General features: G+C 55.0%; 19 protein-coding genes and 1 riboswitch. Of the genes, 10 read left to right on the top strand and 9 right to left on the bottom strand.

The window, feature by feature from the left end:
* Window positions 1-180: 180 nt before the first annotated feature.
* Window positions 181-2,202, top strand: coding sequence for an excinuclease ABC subunit UvrB (gene uvrB / locus FDX22_RS10070; RefSeq protein WP_115259005.1), 2,022 nt, complete (start codon window positions 181-183; stop codon window positions 2,200-2,202).
* Between the two features lie 159 nt (window positions 2,203-2,361).
* Here uvrB and yvcK read toward each other — a convergent pair whose 3' ends face one another.
* Window positions 2,362-3,270, bottom strand: coding sequence for a uridine diphosphate-N-acetylglucosamine-binding protein YvcK (gene yvcK / locus FDX22_RS10065; RefSeq protein WP_146717134.1), 909 nt, complete (start codon window positions 3,268-3,270; stop codon window positions 2,362-2,364).
* A 480-nt stretch (window positions 3,271-3,750) separates the two neighbouring features.
* A riboswitch (molybdenum cofactor riboswitch) is annotated at window positions 3,751-3,896 on the top strand.
* Here yvcK and moaA point away from each other — a divergent pair.
* The 6 genes from moaA (at window position 3,884) to FDX22_RS10030 (ending at window position 7,331) form a co-directional block, all read left to right on the top strand.
* Complete coding sequence (gene moaA / locus FDX22_RS10055; RefSeq protein WP_096757779.1) at window positions 3,884-4,873, top strand: GTP 3',8-cyclase MoaA; 990 nt, start codon at window positions 3,884-3,886, stop codon at window positions 4,871-4,873. (Overlaps the previous riboswitch by 13 nt.)
* A gap of 19 nt (window positions 4,874-4,892) precedes the next feature.
* Window positions 4,893-5,405: a molybdenum cofactor biosynthesis protein B gene (moaB, locus tag FDX22_RS10050; RefSeq protein ID WP_096757778.1), complete on the top strand. Its 513-nt coding sequence runs from the start codon at window positions 4,893-4,895 to the stop codon at window positions 5,403-5,405.
* A gap of 2 nt (window positions 5,406-5,407) precedes the next feature.
* Complete coding sequence (gene moaC / locus FDX22_RS10045; RefSeq protein WP_096757777.1) at window positions 5,408-5,893, top strand: cyclic pyranopterin monophosphate synthase MoaC; 486 nt, start codon at window positions 5,408-5,410, stop codon at window positions 5,891-5,893.
* Window positions 5,886-6,131, top strand: coding sequence for a molybdopterin synthase sulfur carrier subunit (moaD, locus tag FDX22_RS10040; RefSeq protein WP_096757776.1), 246 nt, complete (start codon window positions 5,886-5,888; stop codon window positions 6,129-6,131). Before moaC ends, moaD begins: the two co-directional genes overlap by 8 nt.
* A 1-nt stretch (window position 6,132) precedes the next feature.
* A complete protein-coding gene (gene moaE, locus FDX22_RS10035; protein ID WP_115259002.1) occupies window positions 6,133-6,585 on the top strand; it encodes a molybdopterin synthase catalytic subunit MoaE in 453 nt (150 codons plus the stop codon).
* Between the two features lie 41 nt (window positions 6,586-6,626).
* Window positions 6,627-7,331, top strand: a complete 705-nt coding sequence (locus FDX22_RS10030; RefSeq protein WP_096757774.1) for a Bax inhibitor-1/YccA family protein — start codon at window positions 6,627-6,629, stop codon at window positions 7,329-7,331.
* Window positions 7,332-7,379: 48 nt separating this feature from the next.
* Here FDX22_RS10030 and FDX22_RS10025 read toward each other — a convergent pair whose 3' ends face one another.
* The 3 genes from FDX22_RS10025 to FDX22_RS10015 are packed head-to-tail and all read right to left on the bottom strand — an operon-like array spanning window position 7,380 to window position 10,341.
* Window positions 7,380-8,342 carry a YbhN family protein gene (locus FDX22_RS10025; protein WP_096757773.1) on the bottom strand — a complete coding sequence of 321 codons (963 nt, stop codon included), beginning with the start codon at window positions 8,340-8,342 and terminating at the stop codon, window positions 7,380-7,382.
* Entirely contained in the window at window positions 8,342-9,583 is a 1,242-nt protein-coding gene (gene clsB / locus FDX22_RS10020; RefSeq protein WP_096757772.1) for a cardiolipin synthase ClsB, read from the bottom strand. Before clsB ends, FDX22_RS10025 begins: the two co-directional genes overlap by 1 nt.
* Complete coding sequence (locus tag FDX22_RS10015; RefSeq protein WP_146717132.1) at window positions 9,580-10,341, bottom strand: endonuclease/exonuclease/phosphatase family protein; 762 nt, start codon at window positions 10,339-10,341, stop codon at window positions 9,580-9,582. The genes clsB and FDX22_RS10015 overlap by 4 nt, the downstream gene beginning before the upstream one ends.
* Window positions 10,342-10,471: 130 nt before the next feature.
* Here FDX22_RS10015 and FDX22_RS10010 point away from each other — a divergent pair, with 130 nt between their 5' ends.
* Entirely contained in the window at window positions 10,472-10,882 is a 411-nt protein-coding gene (locus tag FDX22_RS10010) for a YbhQ family protein (protein ID WP_115258999.1), read from the top strand.
* On the opposite strand, the gene FDX22_RS10005 is transcribed toward FDX22_RS10010, so the two are convergent.
* Genes FDX22_RS10005 through cecR form a run of 5 tightly spaced genes read right to left on the bottom strand, consistent with a single transcriptional unit; the run spans window position 10,844 to window position 16,485 of the window.
* Entirely contained in the window at window positions 10,844-11,950 is a 1,107-nt protein-coding gene (locus tag FDX22_RS10005; protein ID WP_096757769.1) for an ABC transporter permease, read from the bottom strand. The two genes, FDX22_RS10010 and FDX22_RS10005, sit on opposite strands and share 39 nt — an antisense overlap.
* 10 nt (window positions 11,951-11,960) lie before the next feature.
* Window positions 11,961-13,094, bottom strand: coding sequence for an ABC transporter permease (locus FDX22_RS10000; RefSeq protein ID WP_115258998.1), 1,134 nt, complete (start codon window positions 13,092-13,094; stop codon window positions 11,961-11,963).
* Complete coding sequence (locus FDX22_RS09995; RefSeq protein ID WP_117341670.1) at window positions 13,087-14,823, bottom strand: ATP-binding cassette domain-containing protein; 1,737 nt, start codon at window positions 14,821-14,823, stop codon at window positions 13,087-13,089. The genes FDX22_RS10000 and FDX22_RS09995 overlap by 8 nt, the downstream gene beginning before the upstream one ends.
* Window positions 14,816-15,811, bottom strand: a complete 996-nt coding sequence (hlyD, locus tag FDX22_RS09990) for a secretion protein HlyD (RefSeq protein ID WP_096757766.1) — start codon at window positions 15,809-15,811, stop codon at window positions 14,816-14,818. The genes FDX22_RS09995 and hlyD overlap by 8 nt, the downstream gene beginning before the upstream one ends.
* Window positions 15,808-16,485, bottom strand: coding sequence for a transcriptional regulator CecR (gene cecR / locus FDX22_RS09985; protein WP_146717131.1), 678 nt, complete (start codon window positions 16,483-16,485; stop codon window positions 15,808-15,810). The genes hlyD and cecR overlap by 4 nt, the downstream gene beginning before the upstream one ends.
* Before the next feature lie 229 nt (window positions 16,486-16,714).
* Between cecR and rhlE the strand changes: the two genes are divergently transcribed.
* Together rhlE and dinG are read left to right on the top strand one after the other, a co-directional pair.
* On the top strand, window positions 16,715-18,061 hold the full coding sequence (gene rhlE, locus FDX22_RS09980; RefSeq protein ID WP_096757764.1) for an ATP-dependent RNA helicase RhlE: 1,347 nt from the start codon (window positions 16,715-16,717) through the stop codon (window positions 18,059-18,061).
* Between the two features lie 95 nt (window positions 18,062-18,156).
* The gene (gene dinG, locus FDX22_RS09975; RefSeq protein WP_096757763.1) at window positions 18,157-20,307 is read left to right on the top strand and encodes an ATP-dependent DNA helicase DinG; all 2,151 of its coding nucleotides are present in this window, start codon (window positions 18,157-18,159) and stop codon (window positions 20,305-20,307) included.
* The last annotated feature ends 23 nt before the right edge of the window (window positions 20,308-20,330 follow it).

Here is a 20,330-nt window from a genome sequence, read left to right as displayed (position 1 = left end):
TTTGCTGGTGTTTTATCTTGCCTGCGGTGAAATTTTAGCCCGCCGTGATGGGGGTTAAGGGGGCGTAACAGAAATATTGTGGTGTGTTACTGTTTTTTCATCCAGTATATTTTACTGGCAAAATCTACTGCTGCGAGTAAAATTAGACACCTGCCCGCCCATTGCTTCAGGTAGCTGCTCATGAGTAAACCGTTCAAACTGAATTCCGCTTTTAAACCCTCTGGCGATCAGCCTGAGGCGATTCGTCGCCTGGAAGAAGGGCTGGAGGATGGTCTGGCGCATCAGACGCTGCTGGGCGTAACGGGTTCGGGGAAAACGTTCACCATCGCCAACGTCATTGCGGACCTCCAGCGGCCAACCATGGTGCTGGCACCCAACAAGACGCTGGCGGCCCAGCTTTATGGCGAGATGAAAGAATTCTTCCCGGATAACGCGGTAGAGTATTTTGTCTCCTACTACGACTATTACCAGCCGGAAGCGTACGTACCGAGTTCTGATACGTTCATCGAGAAAGATGCGTCGGTCAACGAACACATCGAGCAAATGCGACTGTCGGCGACCAAGGCGCTGCTGGAGCGTCGGGATGTCATTGTGGTGGCCTCGGTTTCCGCGATCTATGGTCTGGGCGACCCGGACCTGTATTTGAAAATGATGCTGCACCTGACTGTCGGGATGATCATCGACCAGCGCGCCATTTTGCGGCGGCTGGCGGAGCTGCAATATACCCGCAACGATCAGGCATTTCAGCGCGGGACGTTCCGTGTGCGCGGTGAAGTGATAGACATCTTCCCGGCAGAATCTGACGACATTGCGCTGCGCGTGGAGCTGTTTGATGAAGAAGTGGAGCGTTTGTCACTGTTTGACCCGCTGACCGGGCAGGTTGAATCCAGCATTCCACGCTTTACCGTCTACCCTAAAACGCACTACGTTACGCCACGCGAACGCATTGTGCAGGCGATGGAAGACATTAAGGTCGAGCTTGCCGAGCGGCGTAAAAACCTGCTGGCGAACAACAAGTTGCTGGAAGAACAGCGCTTAAGCCAGCGTACGCAGTTCGATCTGGAGATGATGAACGAGCTGGGCTACTGCTCGGGCATTGAAAACTATTCCCGCTATCTCTCCGGGCGCGGGCCTGGCGAGCCGCCGCCGACGCTGTTTGACTACCTGCCAGCCGATGGCCTGCTGGTGGTCGATGAATCCCACGTGACTATTCCGCAAATCGGCGGTATGTATCGCGGCGACCGGGCGCGAAAAGAGACGCTGGTCGAGTACGGTTTTCGTCTGCCGTCAGCACTGGATAACCGCCCGTTGAAGTTTGAAGAGTTTGAGGCGCTGGCCCCGCAAACCATCTATGTTTCCGCCACGCCGGGCAACTATGAGCTGGAGAAATCCGGCGATGACGTCGTTGATCAGGTAGTACGACCGACCGGCCTGCTGGATCCAGTGATTGAAGTGCGCCCGGTGGCAACACAGGTCGATGACCTGCTGTCTGAAATTCGTATCCGCGCGGCGATCAACGAACGTGTACTGGTGACGACGCTAACCAAGCGGATGGCGGAAGACCTCACGGAATACCTCGAAGAGCACGGCGAGCGGGTGCGCTATCTGCACTCGGACATCGACACCGTGGAACGTATGGAAATCATTCGTGACCTGCGTCTGGGCGAGTTTGACGTGCTGGTGGGTATCAACCTGTTACGAGAAGGTCTGGACATGCCTGAGGTCTCTCTGGTGGCGATTCTGGACGCCGACAAAGAAGGGTTCCTGCGTTCTGAGCGATCGCTGATCCAGACTATCGGGCGTGCGGCACGTAACATCAACGGTAAAGCGATCCTCTACGGCGATAAAATTACGGCCTCAATGGCAAAGGCGATCGGCGAAACCGAACGGCGTCGTGAGAAGCAGCATCAGTACAACGAAGAGCACGGTATTACGCCGCAGGGGCTGAACAAGAAGGTGGTCGACATTCTGGCGCTGGGGCAAAATATTGCCAAGACCAAAGCCAAGGGCCGAGGCAAGTCGCGTTCCGGCGCGAAGTCCGAGGTGGTTGAATTGGATATGACGCCGAAGGCGCTGCAGCAGAAAATCCATGAACTGGAAGGGCAGATGATGAAGCACGCGCAGAACCTGGAGTTTGAAGAAGCTGCTCAAATCCGCGATCAGCTGCACCAGCTGCGCGAGCTGTTTATCGCGGCATCGTAAGTGGGTGCCGGATGCGGGATAAATCCCTTATCCGGCCTACGGGATAGAGCGCGTTGGTAGGCCTGATAAGCGCAGCACATCAGGCAGTGTTTGGTGCCGGATGGCGGAACAGAACGCTTCGGTAGGCCTGATAAGCGTAGCGCCATCAGGCAATTCCACCTAGCCTAACGCTTGCACCGCTTTTTCCAGCGCGTCGTGCAACAGCTGACGGTCGTGGCGATACGGAATATCGCTGGCTTCCAGCACGTCCTGAATCACGATGCGGTCACTCACGGCTGAAGCATCGACTTTTGGCCCGACAACCACCGCATCAATCACTTTTTTCCCGACATATTGTTCGATGATAGTCAGCTTATCGTTAAGCGTCAGACTGGCGGCAGGGAGGCTTAATTCACGCCCCAGATTGCCGATGTAGACCATCGGAGCCGGTGTGCGACGTAAGGCCTGCGCCAGTTCGTCGAGCAGCAGGATCGGCATCAGGCTGGTGTAAAAACTGCCCGGCCCAATCAGAATCAAATCGGCTTCAGCGATAGCCTCTACCGCTTCGCGCGTGGTCGGCACCTTTGGCGACAGCATCAGTTCCTGAGGCGGGATAGTGAGCTGATCGATATTCACCTCGCCATAAATCTCATGTCCCTGATCGTCGATAGCCATTAAATCGACCGGCAGCTCGGACATCGGAATTAAATGCGCGTCAACTTTCAACATGCTGCGAATTAAATTGATCGCTTCCAGAGGCCGTACGCTGAGGTGATCTAATGCCTTTAACATCAGATTTCCGAGGTTATGCCCGGAAAGTTCGCCATTACCGCCAAAACGATACTCAAACATCGCGGATGCGACGCTGGGCTGGGTAATTAACTGGTTCAGACAGTTACGCATATCTCCCCAGGCAATACCTCCCTCGGAGCGGCGAATTCGACCGGTAGATCCGCCGTTATCGGTGGTGGTGACAATGCCCGTCAGGCGTGAACCTAAAGGAGAAAGTGAAGAGAGGACGCGTCCCAATCCATGCCCTCCGCCGAGAGCGACAACGCGATCCAGATCCGCCAACGTGCGAGTGCGCATAGTTATTCCTGATATTAATTGATCGCCGTTACAGTAGCGTAAATTACGGGTTTTCAGCAATTATCTGGCGGTGTTGTGTGAAAATAAATTTAGGCGATCTGTACCCTAAATAATTTGAGTTGCAGGACAAAACGGTTAACCGTTTTGAACAGCGCTTGCGCTGGCCCCGAAGGGGTGAGGCCGAAGGGCGAATCACGCGGCAAGGGAATGAATCCCCAGAAGCTTACTGAAGTAAGTGACTGGGGAGAACGAGCGCAGCCAACGCACATGCAACGTGAAGTATGACGGGTATACCCCTTTTTGACGACATCCACCTGATAGCAAGATGATGTATATCAATGCAAAACTGTGATTTTTGCTTATTCTGTAGCGAAATTGCACGATCATGTCGCTATGTATAGGATTATATAGCGAAAGTGTACATGGCAAAACTGTTATTTACACGCTAGTATCGGCATAACCAACATGTACTCGACGTATGACGAGTATAAACACTCTAGCCTCTGCACCTGGGTCAAATGATACGGTGCTTTGGCCGTGACAAGGCTTACATCAGATTGTCACCAGGGCGCAGGAAGAAATGACTCCGCCTCCCGTATTTGGAAAGGTGTACATGGGCTCTCAACTTACCGATGCTTTCGCACGTAAGTTTTACTACTTACGTTTGTCGATTACCGATGTGTGTAACTTTCGTTGCACCTACTGCCTGCCGGATGGCTACAAGCCCGGTGGGGTCACCAATAACGGTTTTTTGACCGTTGATGAAATTCGCCGCGTCACGCGTGCGTTCGCCAATCTGGGAACGGAAAAAGTGCGTCTGACCGGGGGCGAGCCGTCATTGCGTCGTGACTTTACCGACATCATCGCCGCCGTGCGAGAAAATGACGCCATCCGCCAGATAGCGGTGACCACCAACGGTTATCGTCTGGCACGGGATGCCGCCACCTGGCGTGAGGCGGGGCTCACGGCGCTGAACGTCAGCGTCGACAGCCTTGACGCCCGTCAGTTTCATGCCATTACCGGGCAGGATAAATTTCAACAGGTGATGGCGGGCATTGATGCCGCCTTTGATGCCGGTTTTGAGAAAGTCAAAGTGAACACCGTGCTGATGCGCGATGTAAACCACCATCAACTGGACACCTTTCTCGCCTGGATCCAGCCACGTCCGATTCAATTACGCTTTATTGAGCTGATGGAAACCGGCGAAGGCAGTTCTCTCTTCCGTAAACACCATATCTCCGGCCAGGTACTGCGCGATGAACTGCTGCGTCGCGGCTGGATCCATCAGCTACGCCAGCGCAGCGACGGTCCGGCGCAGGTTTTCTGTCATCCCGATTATGCGGGTGAAATCGGTCTGATCATGCCGTATGAGAAAGACTTCTGCGCCACCTGCAACCGTCTGCGCGTCTCTTCTGTCGGCAAACTGCATCTGTGCTTATTCGGTGAAGGCGGGGTCAGCCTGCGTGATTTGCTGGAAGATGACGCTCAGCAGTCTGCGCTGGAAGAACGTATCTCAAGCGCGTTGCTGGAGAAAAAGCAGACCCACTTCCTGCATCAGAACAATACCGGTATTACGCAAAACTTATCTTACATTGGCGGCTGATCGCTAAAAGGAGTTTTTCATGAGTCAGGTAAGCGCTGAATTTATCCCGACACGCATTGCTATTCTTACTGTTTCCAGCCGTCGTGGCGAAGAGGACGATACCTCCGGCCATTATCTGCGCGACAGTGCGCTGGAGGCGGGTCATCAGATTGTAGACAAGGCGATTGTTAAAGAGAACCGCTATGCCATCCGCGCCCAGGTTTCCGCCTGGATTGCCAGTGACGATGTGCAAGTGGTGCTGATTACTGGCGGTACCGGTTTGACCGAAGGCGACCAGGCACCAGAAGCGCTGCTGCCGCTGTTCGACCGTGAAGTCGAAGGGTTTGGCGAAGTGTTCCGCATGCTCTCCTTTGAAGAGATTGGCACCGCGACGTTGCAATCACGCGCGATTGCCGGTGTGGCCAATAAAACGCTGATTTTTGCCATGCCGGGGTCGACCAAAGCGTGTCGCACTGCCTGGGAAAATATCATTGCGCCGCAGCTCGATGCCCGTACGCGTCCGTGTAACTTCCACCCCCATTTGAAGAAATAAGTATGTCGCAACTGACTCATATTAACGCCGCTGGCGAAGCGCACATGGTGGATGTTTCCGCCAAAGCCGAAACCGTACGTGAAGCGCGCGCCGAAGCCTTCGTCACTATGCGTAGCGAAACCCTGGCGATGATTATCGACGGCAGCCACCATAAAGGCGATGTTTTCGCGACCGCACGTATTGCCGGTATCCAGGCCGCCAAGCGTACCTGGGATCTTATCCCGCTATGTCACCCGCTGATGCTCAGCAAGGTTGAAGTTAATCTGCGCGCCGAGCCGGAACACAACCGTGTGCGCATTGAATCGCTGTGCCGACTGACCGGGAAAACCGGCGTCGAAATGGAAGCGTTAACCGCAGCATCGGTGGCGGCGCTGACCATCTACGACATGTGCAAAGCGGTTCAAAAGGATATGGTGATTGGTCCGGTACGCCTGCTGGCGAAAAGCGGCGGCAAGTCGGGTGATTTTAAGGTGGATGCAGATGATTAAGGTGCTTTTCTTTGCCCAGGTGCGAGAACTGGTGAACGCAGATACGTTAGAGGTCGCGGCAGATTTTCCCACGGTGGAAGCCTTGCGCCAGCATCTGGCTGCGCAAAGCGATCGTTGGGCGCTGGCTTTAGAAGATGGCAAGCTGCTGGCGGCCGTCAACCAGACGCTGGTGAGCTTCGACCATCCCCTCAACGCAGGTGATGAAGTGGCCTTCTTCCCACCGGTAACCGGAGGCTGAGATGGCTGAAACGCGAATTGTTGTTGGGCCTGCGCCGTTTAGCGTTGGGGAAGAATATCCCTGGCTGGCAGAGCGCGATGAAGACGGCGCGGTGGTCACGTTTACCGGTAAAGTGCGTAATCACAATCTCGGGGACAGCGTGCAGGCATTGACGCTGGAACATTACCCGGGCATGACCGAAAAAGCGCTGGCGGAAATCGTCGATGAGGCGCGTGAACGCTGGCCGCTGGGCCGCGTGACGGTTATCCACCGTATTGGTGAGCTGTGGCCGGGAGATGAGATAGTCTTCGTTGGCGTGACCAGCGCGCATCGCAGCAGTGCCTTTGACGCCGGACAGTTTATTATGGATTATCTTAAGACCCGCGCGCCGTTCTGGAAACGCGAGGCCACGCCGGAAGGCGACCGTTGGGTTGATGCCCGCGACAGCGATAAGCAAGCAGCAAAACGCTGGTAGAGTACAATTGGTTTAGGTACATACTAATTCAGGAGATTGTCATGGACCGATTCCCACGAACCGATTCTATTGTGCAGGCCCGTTCCGGTCTGCAAACCTATATGGCGCAAGTCTACGGCTGGATGACCTGCGGGTTGTTACTGACGGCGTTTATTGCCTGGTATGCGGCGAACACGCCGGCGGTGATGACGTTTGTCTTTTCCAGCAAAATCACTTTCTTTGGGCTGATCATCGCCCAACTGGCGCTGGTATTTGTCCTTTCCGGCATGGTGCAAAGGCTCAGCGCCGGTATGGCCACCACACTGTTTATGCTCTATTCGGCATTAACCGGGCTGACGCTGTCGAGCATCTTTATCGTCTATACCTACTCGTCTATCGCCAGCACGTTTGTGGTCACTGGTGGGATGTTCGGTATCATGAGCCTGTACGGGTACACCACCAAGCGCGATCTCAGTGGTTTTGGCAACATGCTGTTTATGGCGTTGATCGGCATCGTGCTGGCCTCGCTGGTTAACTTCTGGCTGAAGAGTGAAGCGCTGATGTGGGCGGTGACCTACATTGGGGTGATTGTGTTTGTCGGCCTGACCGCCTATGACACGCAGAAGCTGAAAAACATCGGCGAGCAAATCGATCTGCGCGACAGTTCCAACCTGCGTAAATACGCGATCCTTGGGGCGTTAACGCTGTATCTGGACTTTATCAACCTGTTCCTGATGCTGCTGCGTATTTTCGGCAATCGTCGTTAATTTCTGCTGCCGGATGGCGCTGCGCTAATCCGGCAATAACCTTCACGGTTATTTCGCCATTGCCTTCTCGTTTTTTGCCCGCAGTTTTTTCGCCCGGCTCTCCAGCAGCAAGTAACACATCAACGCCAGCAGCAGCGGGATAAAATAATACAGTACGCGATACGCGAGCAGGGCGGCGATGATCGTGCCTTGCGAGGTATTTTCGCCCGCCAGCAGTGCCATGAATACCGCTTCCAGCACGCCGATACCCGCCGGAATATGTACGATAACCCCGGCGATACTGCTGACCAGCAGCACGCCCAGCACGAAGAAATAATGGATATCCTGGCCTAATAACAGCCAGATAATCGCTCCCATCACCATCCAGTTTGCCCCGGAGATGGCCATCTGCGCCAGCGCGAATTTCCACGATGGCAGCACCAGTTTTTGCCCTTTAATCGTGATATGCCGATGTTTAGCGAAGGCGCAACACCACAGATAAATGACAATAATCAGCAGCAGTACGATACCCAGAATGCGCAGTGTGGCCTCGTCGATATACCAGTGTGCGGGCAGTTGAACGACGCCGAAGGTAAAAATAAACCCGCCGAGCAGAATATAGCCCAGCCAGTTGGTGGTAATGCTGAGTGAGAAAATGCGCGTGATCGTGCTGCCCGGTAATCCGAGGCGGGAATAGAGTCGATAGCGCATGCCAATGCCGCCCACCCAGGTGCTTAACGTCAGGTTGAAGGCGTAGCAGATAAACGACACCAGCATCACCTGACGTTTTGCCAGCTTGTGTCCGCAATAATAGCGTCCGAGCAGGTCATAACAGCCGTACAGCAGATAGCTGACGATGACCAGACCAATGGCGCTGAGCAGGGCGAGGCGGTTGTAATCCCGGATAACCGACCAGACCTCTTCCCAGTTGACCTTGCTGGCATACACCACCAGCAGTACGATCACCGCGATAAAAAATAGCCAGGTGAGGATCTTTTTTGCTAACCGCCAGCGGGGAGATGCTTTCGCCATCAGGGTTTCCCTCCTGCATCTTCAGCCTGAATGCGGTCCTGCGTTTCCAGAGTCGGCTGCGCGGGAGGCGCGACTTCGGTAAGGTGCGGCGTGTGCGCCGGTAGCCAGCCGACCAGCGCCGGAAAGTGGCGTAAAAAGTGGAACGCCAGCACGCTCTTGGTCAGGTTCCACCAGGTGCGTCTGGGCAGCATCGATTCATCTACCTGCTGGCAATCCTCGGTAATAATGGGATGCAGATTGTCCCGCAGGACCTGGTTAAATGCGCGATCATGGATAATGATGTTGGCCTCCAGATTCAGCGACAGGCTGAGCGGGTCGAGGTTGCTGGAGCCTACCGTCGCCCAGTGATCGTCCATTAGCGCGACTTTGCCGTGCAGGGGTCTGCGACGGTATTCATACACCTGGACGCCGCCTTTCACCAGATAGTTGTACAGCAGGCGAGCGCCGACTTTCACAATCGGCATATCCGGTTCACCCTGCACTATCAGTTTGACCCGCACGCCGCGTCGCGCCGCTTTGCGCAGCGCATGCAGCAGGCGATAGCCGGGAAAGAAATAGGCGTTGGCAATGATCACTTCGCGTTTGGCCTGGGTGAGCATTTTCAAATAATGGCGTTCAATATCATCACGATGTTCTTCGTTATCGCGCCAGACAAACAGCGCCTGCGCCTCGCCGGGCTGGCGATTTTCGATTGCCCGATGATGACGTCGCCACCAGCGGCGCACGGCGCTTTGCCCCGGCAGGTTTTCCAGCACGAAGGTCAGGATGTCTGCCACGATGGGACCTTCAATACGCACGGCGTAGTCCTGCTTGGCCTCCGGGCCGTAATCGGACATATGCTCGGCGGAATAGTTAATCCCGCCGACGAAAGCGACACGGTCGTCAATCACCACAATTTTGCGGTGCATGCGGCGAAAAAGGTTGGTCCGCATGCCGAACAACCGCGGGCGTGGGTCGTAATAGCGGAAAACCACGCCCGCGGTGGTGAGTTCGCTGACAAACTCCTCGCTGAGATCCGGTGACCCGTAGCCGTCGAGCAGCACTTCGGCTTTGACACCACGCTGTGCCGCACCGAGCAGTGCCGCATGCAATTGTTTCCCGACCGCATCTTCAAACCAGATAAAAGTCTCAAGGATGATTTTTTGCTGCGCCTGTTCAATGGCCTTAAACACGGCGGGGTAGTACTGGTCGCCGTTTTCCAGCAGCTGAATTTGATTGCCTTCACGCCAGCCATATTTCATAAATGAATCTCCGCGCTCAGGGGGGCATGGTCGGACAAATGTCGCCAGTGACGTAGCGCCAGCGCCGTCGGAATACTGGTATTGGCGTTTTTCACATAGATCCTGTCGAGGCGCAGCAACGGCAAACGTACCGGAAAGGTACGCGCCGGGCGTCCGTGGGCGCGGGTAAAAATCTCGTCAAGACCGGCCTGCGTTTTCAAAGGATGATTGGCCTTTTGCCGCCAGTCGTTGAAATCCCCGGCTACCACCACGGGTTCCGTTTCAGGCAGGGCATTGACCCAATCCGCCAGCATGGTCAACTGCGCCTGGCGGTGGGCTTCACGCAAACCAAGATGTACACACATCACATGGATGGGGTGAGGGAGCATCGGCGGCACGATGCGGCAGTAAAGCACACCGCGCTTTTCACTGCTGCCGACGGATACATCACGATTCTCATAATGTTCAATGGGATAGCGCGACAGCACCGCGTTACCGTGATGCCCCTGCGGATACACGGCATTGCGTCCGTAGGCGAAGTCGCTCCACATGGTATCTGCGAGAAATTCATAGTGCGTGGTATCTGGCCAGTTCTCCACGTGCAGAGGGTGAACCTCGTGCGCACCCATCACTTCCTGCAGGCACACAATGTCCGCACCGACCGTTCTGACGGCATCGCGTAGCTCAGGCAAAATAAATCGCTTATTAAAGGCGGTAAAACCTTTGTGAGTATTAATTGTGAGCACATTGAATGAAAATTGAACTATTTGTCCGCTCATGATTCTCCTGTCGGCGTCATTTTTCCTTTAAATAGTGTAGTCGGCGTCACAAAAGGATGCGGTGTTACGGAATTTTCCGTAAAGTCCGGTACTCTGAACAATTAGTTAAAGATCCTTCAGGAGAAAAGCCATGAGGTGGCAACAACGTGTTCGTGTCGCAACAGGTCTTAGTTGCTGGCAGATTGTGTTGCATTTACTGGTAGTGGCATTGCTGGTAATGGGCTGGATGAGCGGCACGCTGGTGCGCGTCGGCCTGGGATTATGCGTCGTTTATGGCGTCACGGTTTTATTAATGCTGGCGCTACAGCGTCATCATGAACAGCGCTGGCGTGATGTCGCCGACGTACTGGAAGAGCTGACCACCACGTGGTATTTCGGTGCGGCGATGATCGTGCTGTGGCTGCTGTCCCGCGTGCTGCAAAACAACGTCTTACTGGCGTTAGCGGGACTGGCGATCCTTGCCGGACCCGCAGTGATTTCGCTGCTGGCGAAAGACAAAAAACTACATCACTTTGCGTCTAAACATCGCATACGCCGCTGATCCGGTCGTGGCCGCTATCACCAACAGTGGCCACAAACTTCCCCAGACAATCTTCAGGCTCGCATCCTTCAGGTAAATCTGTTTCGTGATGTCCGTAAAGTGACGGATTGGGTTTATCCACGTCAGATTCTGCAGCCAGACCGGCATGTTTTCGACCGGAGAAACGTATCCTGACAGTAAAATTGCCGGCATCATAAAGACGAACACGCCGATAAACGCCTGCTGCTGGGTTGAACACAGCGATGAAATCAGCAGACCAAAGCCCACCAACGACAACCCGTAAATTACCATCGTGAAGTAGAACAAGCCCAGCGAACCGGCAAACGGAATGTGATAGGCCCAGATGCCAATAGCCAGCACGATAGTGGCCTGAAAGGTAGCCACGATCAGCGCAGGCACCGCTTTGCCAATGAAAATTTGCCAGGTGGTGAGCGGAGAGACCAGCAGCTGATCCAGCGTGCCCTGCTCACGTTCGCGGGCTACCGACAGCGAGGTGACGATCATCACACCGATGGTGGTGATCATGGCGATCAGCGACGGAACGACGAACCATTTGTAATCCAGATTCGGGTTATACCAGTTACGCACCACCAGTTCGCTGTTGTTCGGCTTCGCTTTGCCGTCCATCAACTCTTGCTGGTATTCCTTAACGATCTGTTGCAGATAATTCGCTGCGATCTGCGCGCTGTTTGAGTTGCGCCCGTCAAGGATCAGCTGCATAGGTGCTTGTTGGAAGGTATCCAGATTACGCGAAAAGTCGGCCGGGAAGCGCACCAGCAACAGGGCTTTTTGCGTGTCGATGGTCGGTTGGATCTCCTGCGGGCTTTTCAGCAGCAGGATATGGGTAAAGGCGCTGGCGCGGGCAAAGCGCTGTGTTAATTCCACTGAATGCTTGCCGTTGTCTTCGTTATAGATGGCGATAGTGGCGTTGGTCACTTCTAACGTGGCTGCAAACGGAAACAGGATCACCTGAATCAGCACCGGTAAAATCAGGATCGCCCGCGTCTGCGGCTCGCGTAACAGCGACTGCAGCTCTTTGCGAATTAATGTCCATAAACGATGAAACATGGCCGTCCCCTCAATCCAGCCGACGTTTGGTTTTAAGCCACGTCAGACCAATAAACATCACCGCCGAAGCGATTAAAAACAGCACGTTGATGATCAACACTACCGGAATATTTCCCGCCAGAAACAGGCTTTGCAGGGTGCTGACGAAATAACGTGCGGGAATGATATACGTCACCGCGCGAATAATGGCGGGCATGCTGTCTATCTGGAAGATAAAGCCCGACAGCATAATAGATGGCAGGAAAGCGGCGTTGAGCGCCACCTGCGCGGCATTAAACTGGTTGCGGGTGATGGTGGAGATCAGTAATCCCATGCCAAGCGTACTGAGCAGAAACAGGCTGGTGATAAAAAACAGGATCAGCAGAGAACCGCGATAGGGCACGCCAAGAATAAACACCGACACCAGCATACACAGCAGCATCGCCAGCATGCCGAGAAAATAATAGGGGATCAGTTTACACAGCAGCAATTCGACGCGGGTGACTTCGGTCGACAGCAGCGCTTCCATGGTACCGCGCTCCCATTCACGTGCGACCACTAATGAGGTCAGGATCGCGCCGATGACCGTCATAATAATGGTCACAGCTCCTGGAATAATAAAATGCTGGCTGATCGCCGCCGGGTTGAACCAGTAGCGGGTCTGCACGTCGATCAGCGGTTCGAACGATTCGCCGCGGTCTTCTGCCCGCTGCTTTTGCCAAATCTGCCAGATGCCTTCCACATAGCCTTGCACAAAGTTGGCGGTGTTCGGTTCGCTGCCATCGGTGATCACCTGAATGGGCGCAATATCGTTTGGCCGCGCCATCTGCTGGGCAAAATCCACCGGGATCACCACCAGTCCGCGAATACGCCCGGCCTGCATTTTCTCAACTAACTCCTGGCGGTTGTCGCTGATGGTGGCGTCAATATACGGCGAGCCGGTCATGGTATGGGTAAAATCCAGCGCCTCTTCGCTCTGTTGCTCGAGCAAAATCCCCACCCGCAGCTTGCTGGAATCGAGGTTAATCCCGTAGCCGAAGATAAACAGCAACAGTAATGGGATCACCACGGCAATCAGCCAGCTACTGGGATCGCGCACGATCTGCCGCGTTTCTTTAATGCACAGCGCGCGCACGCGTCGCCATGAAAGCGCGTGATTACTCATGTGCGTGCTCCTTATCCCAGTCATTGATAAGCGTGATAAACGCCTGCTCCATAGTCGGGTCCGGCGTGTCGTTATCGGCCGCCTGCGCTTTCAGGTCGTCCGGCGTGCCGCTGGCGATTAGCTTACCGCGGTACACCAGCCCGATACGGTCGCAATATTCCGCCTCGTCCATAAAGTGGGTCGTGACCATTACCGTCACACCTTTTTCTACCATGCTGTTGATATGCAGCCAGAACTCGCGACGGGTGAGGGGATCAACCCCGGAGGTCGGTTCATCGAGGAACAGAATGTCGGGTTCATGCATCAGCGAACAGGCCAGCGCCAGACGCTGCTTAAAGCCTAGCGGCAGTTCGTCGGTGGCATGAGAGGCTATGCTCTTCAGGCCGAACGCCTCGCTCATACGATCGATTTTTTCTTTCTGTGCGCGTCCGCGCAGGCCGTAGACGCCGGAGAAAAAGCGCAGATTCTGCTCCACCGTCAGGTTACCGTACAGGGAGAATTTCTGCGCCATATAACCCAGATGCTGGCGTGCTTTTCCGGAACTGACCTTCAGGTCCATGTCCAGCACCAGCGCTTTACCTGAGGTGGGAACCAGCAGGCCGCACATCATTTTAAACGTGGTCGATTTACCCGCCCCGTTGGGGCCTAACAGGCCAAAAATCTCACCGCGTTGGACGGCAAAATCCACATGGTCGGTGGCGGCAAAATCACCGAATTTTTTGGTCAGCGCTTTGGCTTCAATCACCGTTTCACCGGCGGTACCTTCTACGGTGTGCAGGATAGCGCCCAGCGGCGATTCAGAGGTTCCCGCGCCGCCGAGTAAATCGATAAACGCATCTTCAAAGCGCGGCGCTGTACTGGTGATGGTGATTTCCGGCATGCCTTCAGCTTTGCGAATATCGTCCGCCGTGGCTGCTTTTTTCAGGATCAGGCGCACGGATTTCCCCTGAATCATGCCGTCGCTGACCTGCGGTAACTTGAGCGCGCGTTGTAGCAGTTTGCGGTTATTTTCCTGCGGGCTGCTCATTAAAAAACTGCGCCCGGCCATGGTTTGCGTCAGCTGAGTCGGATCGCCTTGATAGAGCAATTCACCTTCGTTCATCAGCAGCACATCGCGGCACTGCTCGGCCTCGTCCAGATACGAGGTGCTCCAGAGGATCAACATGCCATCCCCGGCCAGTTCATGCACCATTTGCCACAATTCGCGGCGGGATATTGGGTCTACGCCCACGCCGGGCTCATCCAGCAGCAGCACTTTGGGTTCGCCGACCAGCGTACAGGCAAGACCCAATTTCTGCTTCATGCCGCCGGAGAGTTTCCCCGCCAGACGTCCGGTAAACGGCCCCAGCGAGGTAAACTCCAGCAGACGGGCAAAGGTTTTCTCCCGCGCTTCACCGGTAACGCTGCGTAAATCGGCATAGAGATTGAGGTTCTCCATGACGGTCAAATCTTCATACAGGCCGAATTTCTGTGGCATATAGCCCAGCACCGCATGCAGGGCGCTGTCGTTGATGATGGGGTCAAAGCCAATCACCGTCGCGCTGCCGCCATCCGGCTTCAACAGGCCCGCCAGCATCCGCATCAGCGTGGTTTTCCCTGCGCCGTCGGGACCTACCAGACCGGTGACATAACCTGCGTGAATCGTGCAGTCGAGCGGGGCGACCGCCGGTTTTTCCATCCCGGCAAAGCGCTTAACCAGCCCGTTGAGGGTAATGACTGCGTCATTCATGCCGCGCCTCGTCACCGAACTTCACCGTCACCGGCATTCCCTGACGCAGCGCGTCGTCGGCATCGGTCACGACAATACGCAGGCGGTAGACCAGGTCGGTACGCAGGTCCGGGGTCTCTACCGTTTTCGGCGTAAATTCTGCTGTTGGCGACACAAAGCCGATTTTGCCGTGGTACGGTTTGTCCGGGCGGCCATCGGTATAAAGCAGAATTTCACGTCCTGGCTGCGCCTGGCTCAGATTGCGTTCGTCCACATAGGCGCGGACCCACACCGGCCGGGTAAGCGACAGCGTCAGCACCGTGCCGCCCGCGTTCAGCATACTGCCGGGCTCGACCGCACGGGTAAGCAGTGTGCCGTCAGACGGGGAAGTCAGCGTGGTGTCATGCAAATCGAGTTCAGCCTGCGCCAGCTGCGCCTGAGCCTGTTCGAGCGTCGCTTTCGCCTGGGCGATATCCTGCGGACGATTACCGCTGCGGTATTGACTGAGTTTATCCTGCGCGGATTTCAGCGTTGCCAGCGCCTGGTCGCGTGAAGAACGGGCGTTTTCCAGATCGTTGGCTGAGATAGTGCGGCTTTTCCATAATCCGAGCTGGCGATTATAAAAGTTCTGCGCGTAGTCATACGCTGCCTGGGCCTGCTTCACGGCCGCCGCGGTTTGTGCGATTTCTTCTTCACGATACCCGGCCAGCATCAGGTCGTACTGCGCCTGCGCGGCGGCAACGTTAGCCTTCGCCTGCATCAGCGCGTTTTCGTAGGGGGCGTGGTCCAGTTCGCCCAGTACCTGACCGGCAGTAATCGCATCACCTTCGTCAACCGCCAGCGAGGCCAGCCTGCCGCCTACGCGAAAACTTAAATTGACGCTGCGGATATCGACGTTGCCGTACAGGGTCAGGCCGTTATCTTGTTGGCTTTGATACCACCACGTTCCACCAGCAATCACGGCAACGAGGGCCGCGATAACCAGCCCGAGAACGACAGGTTTTTTCATGACTCCAGACTCCTTTGCGTTAAACCTTGCAGAATAAGATCGATGTGACAGGTGATCGTGTGTTCAATTAGCGCGGTTTTATCCGCATCAAATTGTGACCAACCCGTGCGCAACAGAATAGTTTCTTTACCCAAACGGAAGGCCAGCACTTCACCCAATATGGCGTGGGTATGCAGGATCATTTGGGTGTCATTGGCATCGCGACCCGTATAAGCGGCAATTAAGCGGGTCAGGTGGCTATGCAGCGGGTTGATCACCTGGTCATGCACCAACTGATAGGCTGCAGTGGGGGAGAGCTGTTCGCGCGAAATAAATTTGCTCAGGTTCACCGTGTCATCCTGGGTTAACAGCGTGATCATGTTTTTGCAGGCACGCAGGATCAGTTCGCGCATGGCGGACCGGTCCGGCTTGGGTTGGGTAAACAGACGCTCGGCTTCTTCAGCATGAGGGCGAAACTGTGAACCGATAAAATCCGCGATCCACTGGGCGCAGGCGAGATATAAATCCTCTTTTGAACCAAAATAGTAGGTAATCGCGGCGATGTTTTGTCCGGCTTGAGCGGCAATATCGCGCGTAGTGGCATGCAGTCCGTACTCACCAAATTGTGCGAGCGCGGCGGCAATCAGCTGGTTCTTTGCCTGTTCACCTTTAGTTGTCATGGTGGATGTATTCATGGCATGCCTAAATTATTAATCAATCGATTGATTAAGATTATGACTGATTTCTGCACTTGTCTAGTCTGGTGGTTTATTTTGTTTTTCGCGGCTGGCGGGATAATTTATGCGGTACATCACAAAAACTGCTACACTCCGCCCCTTCATGACATTGTGGTTTTTGTCATCTCTTTTGCGAGTATCGTCCTGAAAACGACACCGGTAACGGTCAGGGCGGTTCGGAGTAGTTATGTCTTTTGATTCCCTTGGTTTAGATCCTGAAATCTTGCGCGCCGTTGCCGAGCAGGGTTACCGTGAACCTACCCCTATTCAGCAGCAGGCAATCCCCGCCGTGCTGGAAGGCCGTGATCTGATGGCCAGCGCCCAGACCGGCACGGGGAAAACGGCAGGTTTTACCCTGCCGCTGTTACAACACCTCATTACCCATCAGCCGCATGGCAAAAGCCGTCGTCCGGTGCGTGCGCTGATCCTGACGCCAACCCGCGAGCTGGCGGCACAAATTGGCGAAAACGTCCGCGATTACAGCAAGTATCTGAACGTCCGCTCGCTGGTGGTTTTCGGCGGCGTAAGCATTAACCCGCAGATGATGAAACTGCGTAGTGGCGTAGATGTGCTGGTGGCAACGCCGGGCCGTTTGCTCGATCTGGAACATCAAAACGCGGTGAAACTGGATCAGGTTGAGATCCTGGTACTGGATGAAGCGGACCGTATGCTGGATATGGGCTTTATCCATGATATTCGTCGCGTACTGGCTAAACTGCCCGCTAAACGTCAAAACCTGCTGTTCTCCGCAACGTTTTCTGACGACATTAAGTCGCTGGCAGAAAAACTGCTGCATAACCCGCTGGAAATTGAAGTTGCGCGTCGTAATACCGCGTCTGAGCAGGTCAGCCAGCTCGTTCACTTTGTGGATAAAAAACGTAAACGTGAATTGCTGTCACAGATGATTGGCCAGGGTAACTGGCAGCAGGTGCTGGTCTTTACCCGTACCAAACATGGTGCCAACCACCTGGCAGAACAGCTGAATAAAGACGGTATTCGCAGCGCGGCGATCCACGGTAATAAATCTCAGGGTGCGCGTACGCGTGCGCTGGCCGATTTTAAATCCGGCGATATTCGCGTGCTGGTGGCGACCGACATCGCGGCTCGCGGGCTCGACATTGAAGAGCTGCCGCACGTGGTGAACTATGAGCTGCCAAACGTCCCGGAAGACTATGTTCACCGCATCGGACGTACCGGTCGTGCTGCGGCTACCGGTGAAGCGCTGTCTCTGGTGTGTGTTGATGAGCACAAGCTGCTGCATGACATCGAAAAACTGCTGAAAAAAGAGATCCCGCGTATTGCGGTTGATGGCTATGCGCCGGACCCGTCGATTAAAGCCGAGCCAATCCAGAACGGACGCCAGCAGCGTGGCGGCGGCGGTGGTCGTGGGCAAGGTGGAGCAGGCCGTGGTCAGCAGCCGCGTCGCCAGGACGGTGGTGCGCCAAAAGCGAAACCGCGTAACAGTGAAGGCAAACCGGCAGGCGACAAACCGCGTCCACCGCGTCGTCCTCGCAGACCGTCTTCTGCACAGTAATTGCGAGCCCGGCCGAATAGCCGGGCTTTTTTTTTGCGACGCGTATCAGAAAGTGCCACAATAGTGGCTGTTTATACAGTATTTCAGGTTTTCTCATGGCATTAACCGCAGCGTTGAAAGCGCAAATTGCCGCCTGGTATAAGGCGCTTCAGGAACAGATCCCCGACTTTATCCCCCGTGCACCGCAGCGGCAGATGATTGCTGATGTCGCGAAAACGCTGGCTGGGGAAGATGGGCGACATCTGGCTATCGAAGCGCCGACCGGCGTCGGGAAAACGCTGTCCTATTTAATTCCGGGGATTGCCATTGCCCGTGAAGAACAAAAGACGCTGGTGGTCAGTACCGCCAACGTCGCGTTGCAGGATCAGATCTACAGTAAAGACCTGCCGCTGCTGCGCAAAATTATCCCTGATCTGCGATTTACCGCCGCGTTTGGGCGAGGGCGCTATGTCTGCCCGCGTAATTTAGCGGCCTTGGCCAGTACCGAACCCAATCAGCAGGATTTGCTGGCGTTTCTCGACGATGATCTGACGCCCAACAACCAGGAAGAACAAAAACGTTGCGCCAGGCTCAAAGGCGACCTCGACACTTATAAATGGGATGGGTTGCGCGATCACACCGATATCGCCATTGATGACGGGCTCTGGCAGCGCCTGAGCACCGATAAAGCCAGCTGCCTGAACCGTAACTGTCATTACTACCGTGAATGCCCATTTTTTGTTGCCCGCCGTGAGATCCAGGAAGCCGAAGTGGTGGTGGCAAACCACGCGTTAGTGATGGCGGCCATGGAGAGCGAAGCGGTGTTACCGGAACCGAAAAATTTGCTGCTGGTGCTTGATGAAGGCCACCATCTGCCGGACGTCGCGCGCGATGCGCTGGAAATGAGCGCCGAGATTACCGCGCCCTGGTATCGGCTGCAGCTGGATTTATTCAGCAAACTCGTGGCGACCTGCCTGGAGCAGTTTCGCCCGAAAACCACGCCGCCGCTGGCTAATCCAGAGCGCCTGAACGCCCACTGTGAAGAGCTGTATGAGCTGATCGCCTCACTAAACAACATCCTCAATCTGTACCTGCCCGCCACGCAGGAAGCTGAACACCGCTTTGCAATGGGTGAGCTGCCTGCGGAAGTGATGGAGATTTGTCAGCGTCTGGCGAAGCTCACCGAGATGCTACGCGGTCTGGCGGAACTGTTCCTCAACGATCTCAGCGAAAAAACCGGCAGCCACGATATCGTTCGTCTGCATCGGGTTATTTTGCAGATGAACCGGGCGCTGGGTATGTTTGAAGCGCAAAGTAAACTGTGGCGGCTGGCTTCGCTGGCGCAGTCATCAGGCGCGCCGGTGACCAAATGGGTGACGCGTGACGTGCGTGACGGACAGATGCATGTCTGGTTTCACTGCGTGGGGATCCGTGTCAGCGATCAGCTTGAACGCCTGTTGTGGCGCAGCGTGCCGCATATTATCGTCACCTCTGCCACCTTACGCTCGCTCAACAGTTTCTCGCGCCTGCAGGAGATGAGCGGCCTGAAAGAAAAAGCAGGGGACCGTTTTGTTGCGCTGGACTCGCCGTTTAATCATGTCGAGCAAGGCAAAATTGTCATTCCGCAGATGCGTTACGAACCGTTGATGGAGAACGAAGAGCAGCATATTGCCGAAATGGCGGCTTATTTCCGCGAACAGGTGGAAAGTAAAAAACATCAGGGCATGCTGGTGCTCTTTGCCAGCGGTCGGGCAATGCAGCGTTTTCTTGAGCACGTAACCGATCTGCGTCTGCTGTTGCTGGTGCAGGGCGATCAGCCGCGCTACCGACTGGTGGAACTGCACCGCAAGCGGGTACAAAACGGTGAGCGTAGCGTGCTGGTTGGGCTGCAGTCTTTTGCCGAAGGCCTCGATTTGAAAGGCGACCTGTTGACTCAGGTTCATATTCACAAAATTGCGTTTCCGCCCATCGACAGCCCGGTGGTGGTGACTGAGGGCGAATGGCTGAAAAGCCTGAATCGCTATCCCTTTGAGGTGCAGAGTTTACCTGCGGCATCGTTCAATTTGATTCAGCAGGTTGGGCGACTCATTCGTAGTCACGGTTGCTGGGGCGAAGTGGTGATTTACGATAAGCGTTTATTGACCAAAAACTATGGTCAGCGTTTACTGAATGCGTTACCCATATTTCCGATAGAGCAACCTGGTGTGCCAGACGTTATAGTAAAACCAAAAGAAAAAGCGAAACCCACACGCCGCCGTCGGCGTTAACGATGTGAGCAACAGGCAAGGAG

The sequence above is a fragment of the Citrobacter sp. TBCS-14 genome (genome assembly GCF_005280805.1).
GTDB classification, from domain to species: Bacteria; Pseudomonadota; Gammaproteobacteria; order Enterobacterales; family Enterobacteriaceae; genus Citrobacter; species Citrobacter gillenii.
The sequence above is the reverse complement of the archived record's forward strand: the minus strand, read 5'-3'. Positions and strand labels throughout refer to the sequence as shown.

What these genes read in the sequence shown, in the direction of transcription:
- FDX22_RS10000 (WP_115258998.1), bottom strand. Translation starts at nt 13,094, where the DNA reads ATGAGTAATCACGCGCTTTCATGGCGACGCGTGCGCGCGCTGTGCATT.
- FDX22_RS09995 (WP_117341670.1), bottom strand. Translation starts at nt 14,823, where the DNA reads ATGAATGACGCAGTCATTACCCTCAACGGGCTGGTTAAGCGCTTTGCC.
- FDX22_RS10005 (WP_096757769.1), bottom strand. Translation starts at nt 11,950, where the DNA reads ATGTTTCATCGTTTATGGACATTAATTCGCAAAGAGCTGCAGTCGCTG.
- moaA (WP_096757779.1), top strand. Translation starts at nt 3,884, where the DNA reads ATGGGCTCTCAACTTACCGATGCTTTCGCACGTAAGTTTTACTACTTA.
- moaB (WP_096757778.1), top strand. Translation starts at nt 4,893, where the DNA reads ATGAGTCAGGTAAGCGCTGAATTTATCCCGACACGCATTGCTATTCTT.
- clsB (WP_096757772.1), bottom strand. Translation starts at nt 9,583, where the DNA reads ATGAAATATGGCTGGCGTGAAGGCAATCAAATTCAGCTGCTGGAAAAC.
- FDX22_RS10015 (WP_146717132.1), bottom strand. Translation starts at nt 10,341, where the DNA reads ATGAGCGGACAAATAGTTCAATTTTCATTCAATGTGCTCACAATTAAT.
- yvcK (WP_146717134.1), bottom strand. Translation starts at nt 3,270, where the DNA reads ATGCGCACTCGCACGTTGGCGGATCTGGATCGCGTTGTCGCTCTCGGC.
- FDX22_RS10030 (WP_096757774.1), top strand. Translation starts at nt 6,627, where the DNA reads ATGGACCGATTCCCACGAACCGATTCTATTGTGCAGGCCCGTTCCGGT.
- FDX22_RS10010 (WP_115258999.1), top strand. Translation starts at nt 10,472, where the DNA reads ATGAGGTGGCAACAACGTGTTCGTGTCGCAACAGGTCTTAGTTGCTGG.
- moaE (WP_115259002.1), top strand. Translation starts at nt 6,133, where the DNA reads ATGGCTGAAACGCGAATTGTTGTTGGGCCTGCGCCGTTTAGCGTTGGG.
- hlyD (WP_096757766.1), bottom strand. Translation starts at nt 15,811, where the DNA reads ATGAAAAAACCTGTCGTTCTCGGGCTGGTTATCGCGGCCCTCGTTGCC.
- moaD (WP_096757776.1), top strand. Translation starts at nt 5,886, where the DNA reads ATGATTAAGGTGCTTTTCTTTGCCCAGGTGCGAGAACTGGTGAACGCA.
- cecR (WP_146717131.1), bottom strand. Translation starts at nt 16,485, where the DNA reads ATGAATACATCCACCATGACAACTAAAGGTGAACAGGCAAAGAACCAG.
- dinG (WP_096757763.1), top strand. Translation starts at nt 18,157, where the DNA reads ATGGCATTAACCGCAGCGTTGAAAGCGCAAATTGCCGCCTGGTATAAG.
- rhlE (WP_096757764.1), top strand. Translation starts at nt 16,715, where the DNA reads ATGTCTTTTGATTCCCTTGGTTTAGATCCTGAAATCTTGCGCGCCGTT.
- uvrB (WP_115259005.1), top strand. Translation starts at nt 181, where the DNA reads ATGAGTAAACCGTTCAAACTGAATTCCGCTTTTAAACCCTCTGGCGAT.
- moaC (WP_096757777.1), top strand. Translation starts at nt 5,408, where the DNA reads ATGTCGCAACTGACTCATATTAACGCCGCTGGCGAAGCGCACATGGTG.
- FDX22_RS10025 (WP_096757773.1), bottom strand. Translation starts at nt 8,342, where the DNA reads ATGGCGAAAGCATCTCCCCGCTGGCGGTTAGCAAAAAAGATCCTCACC.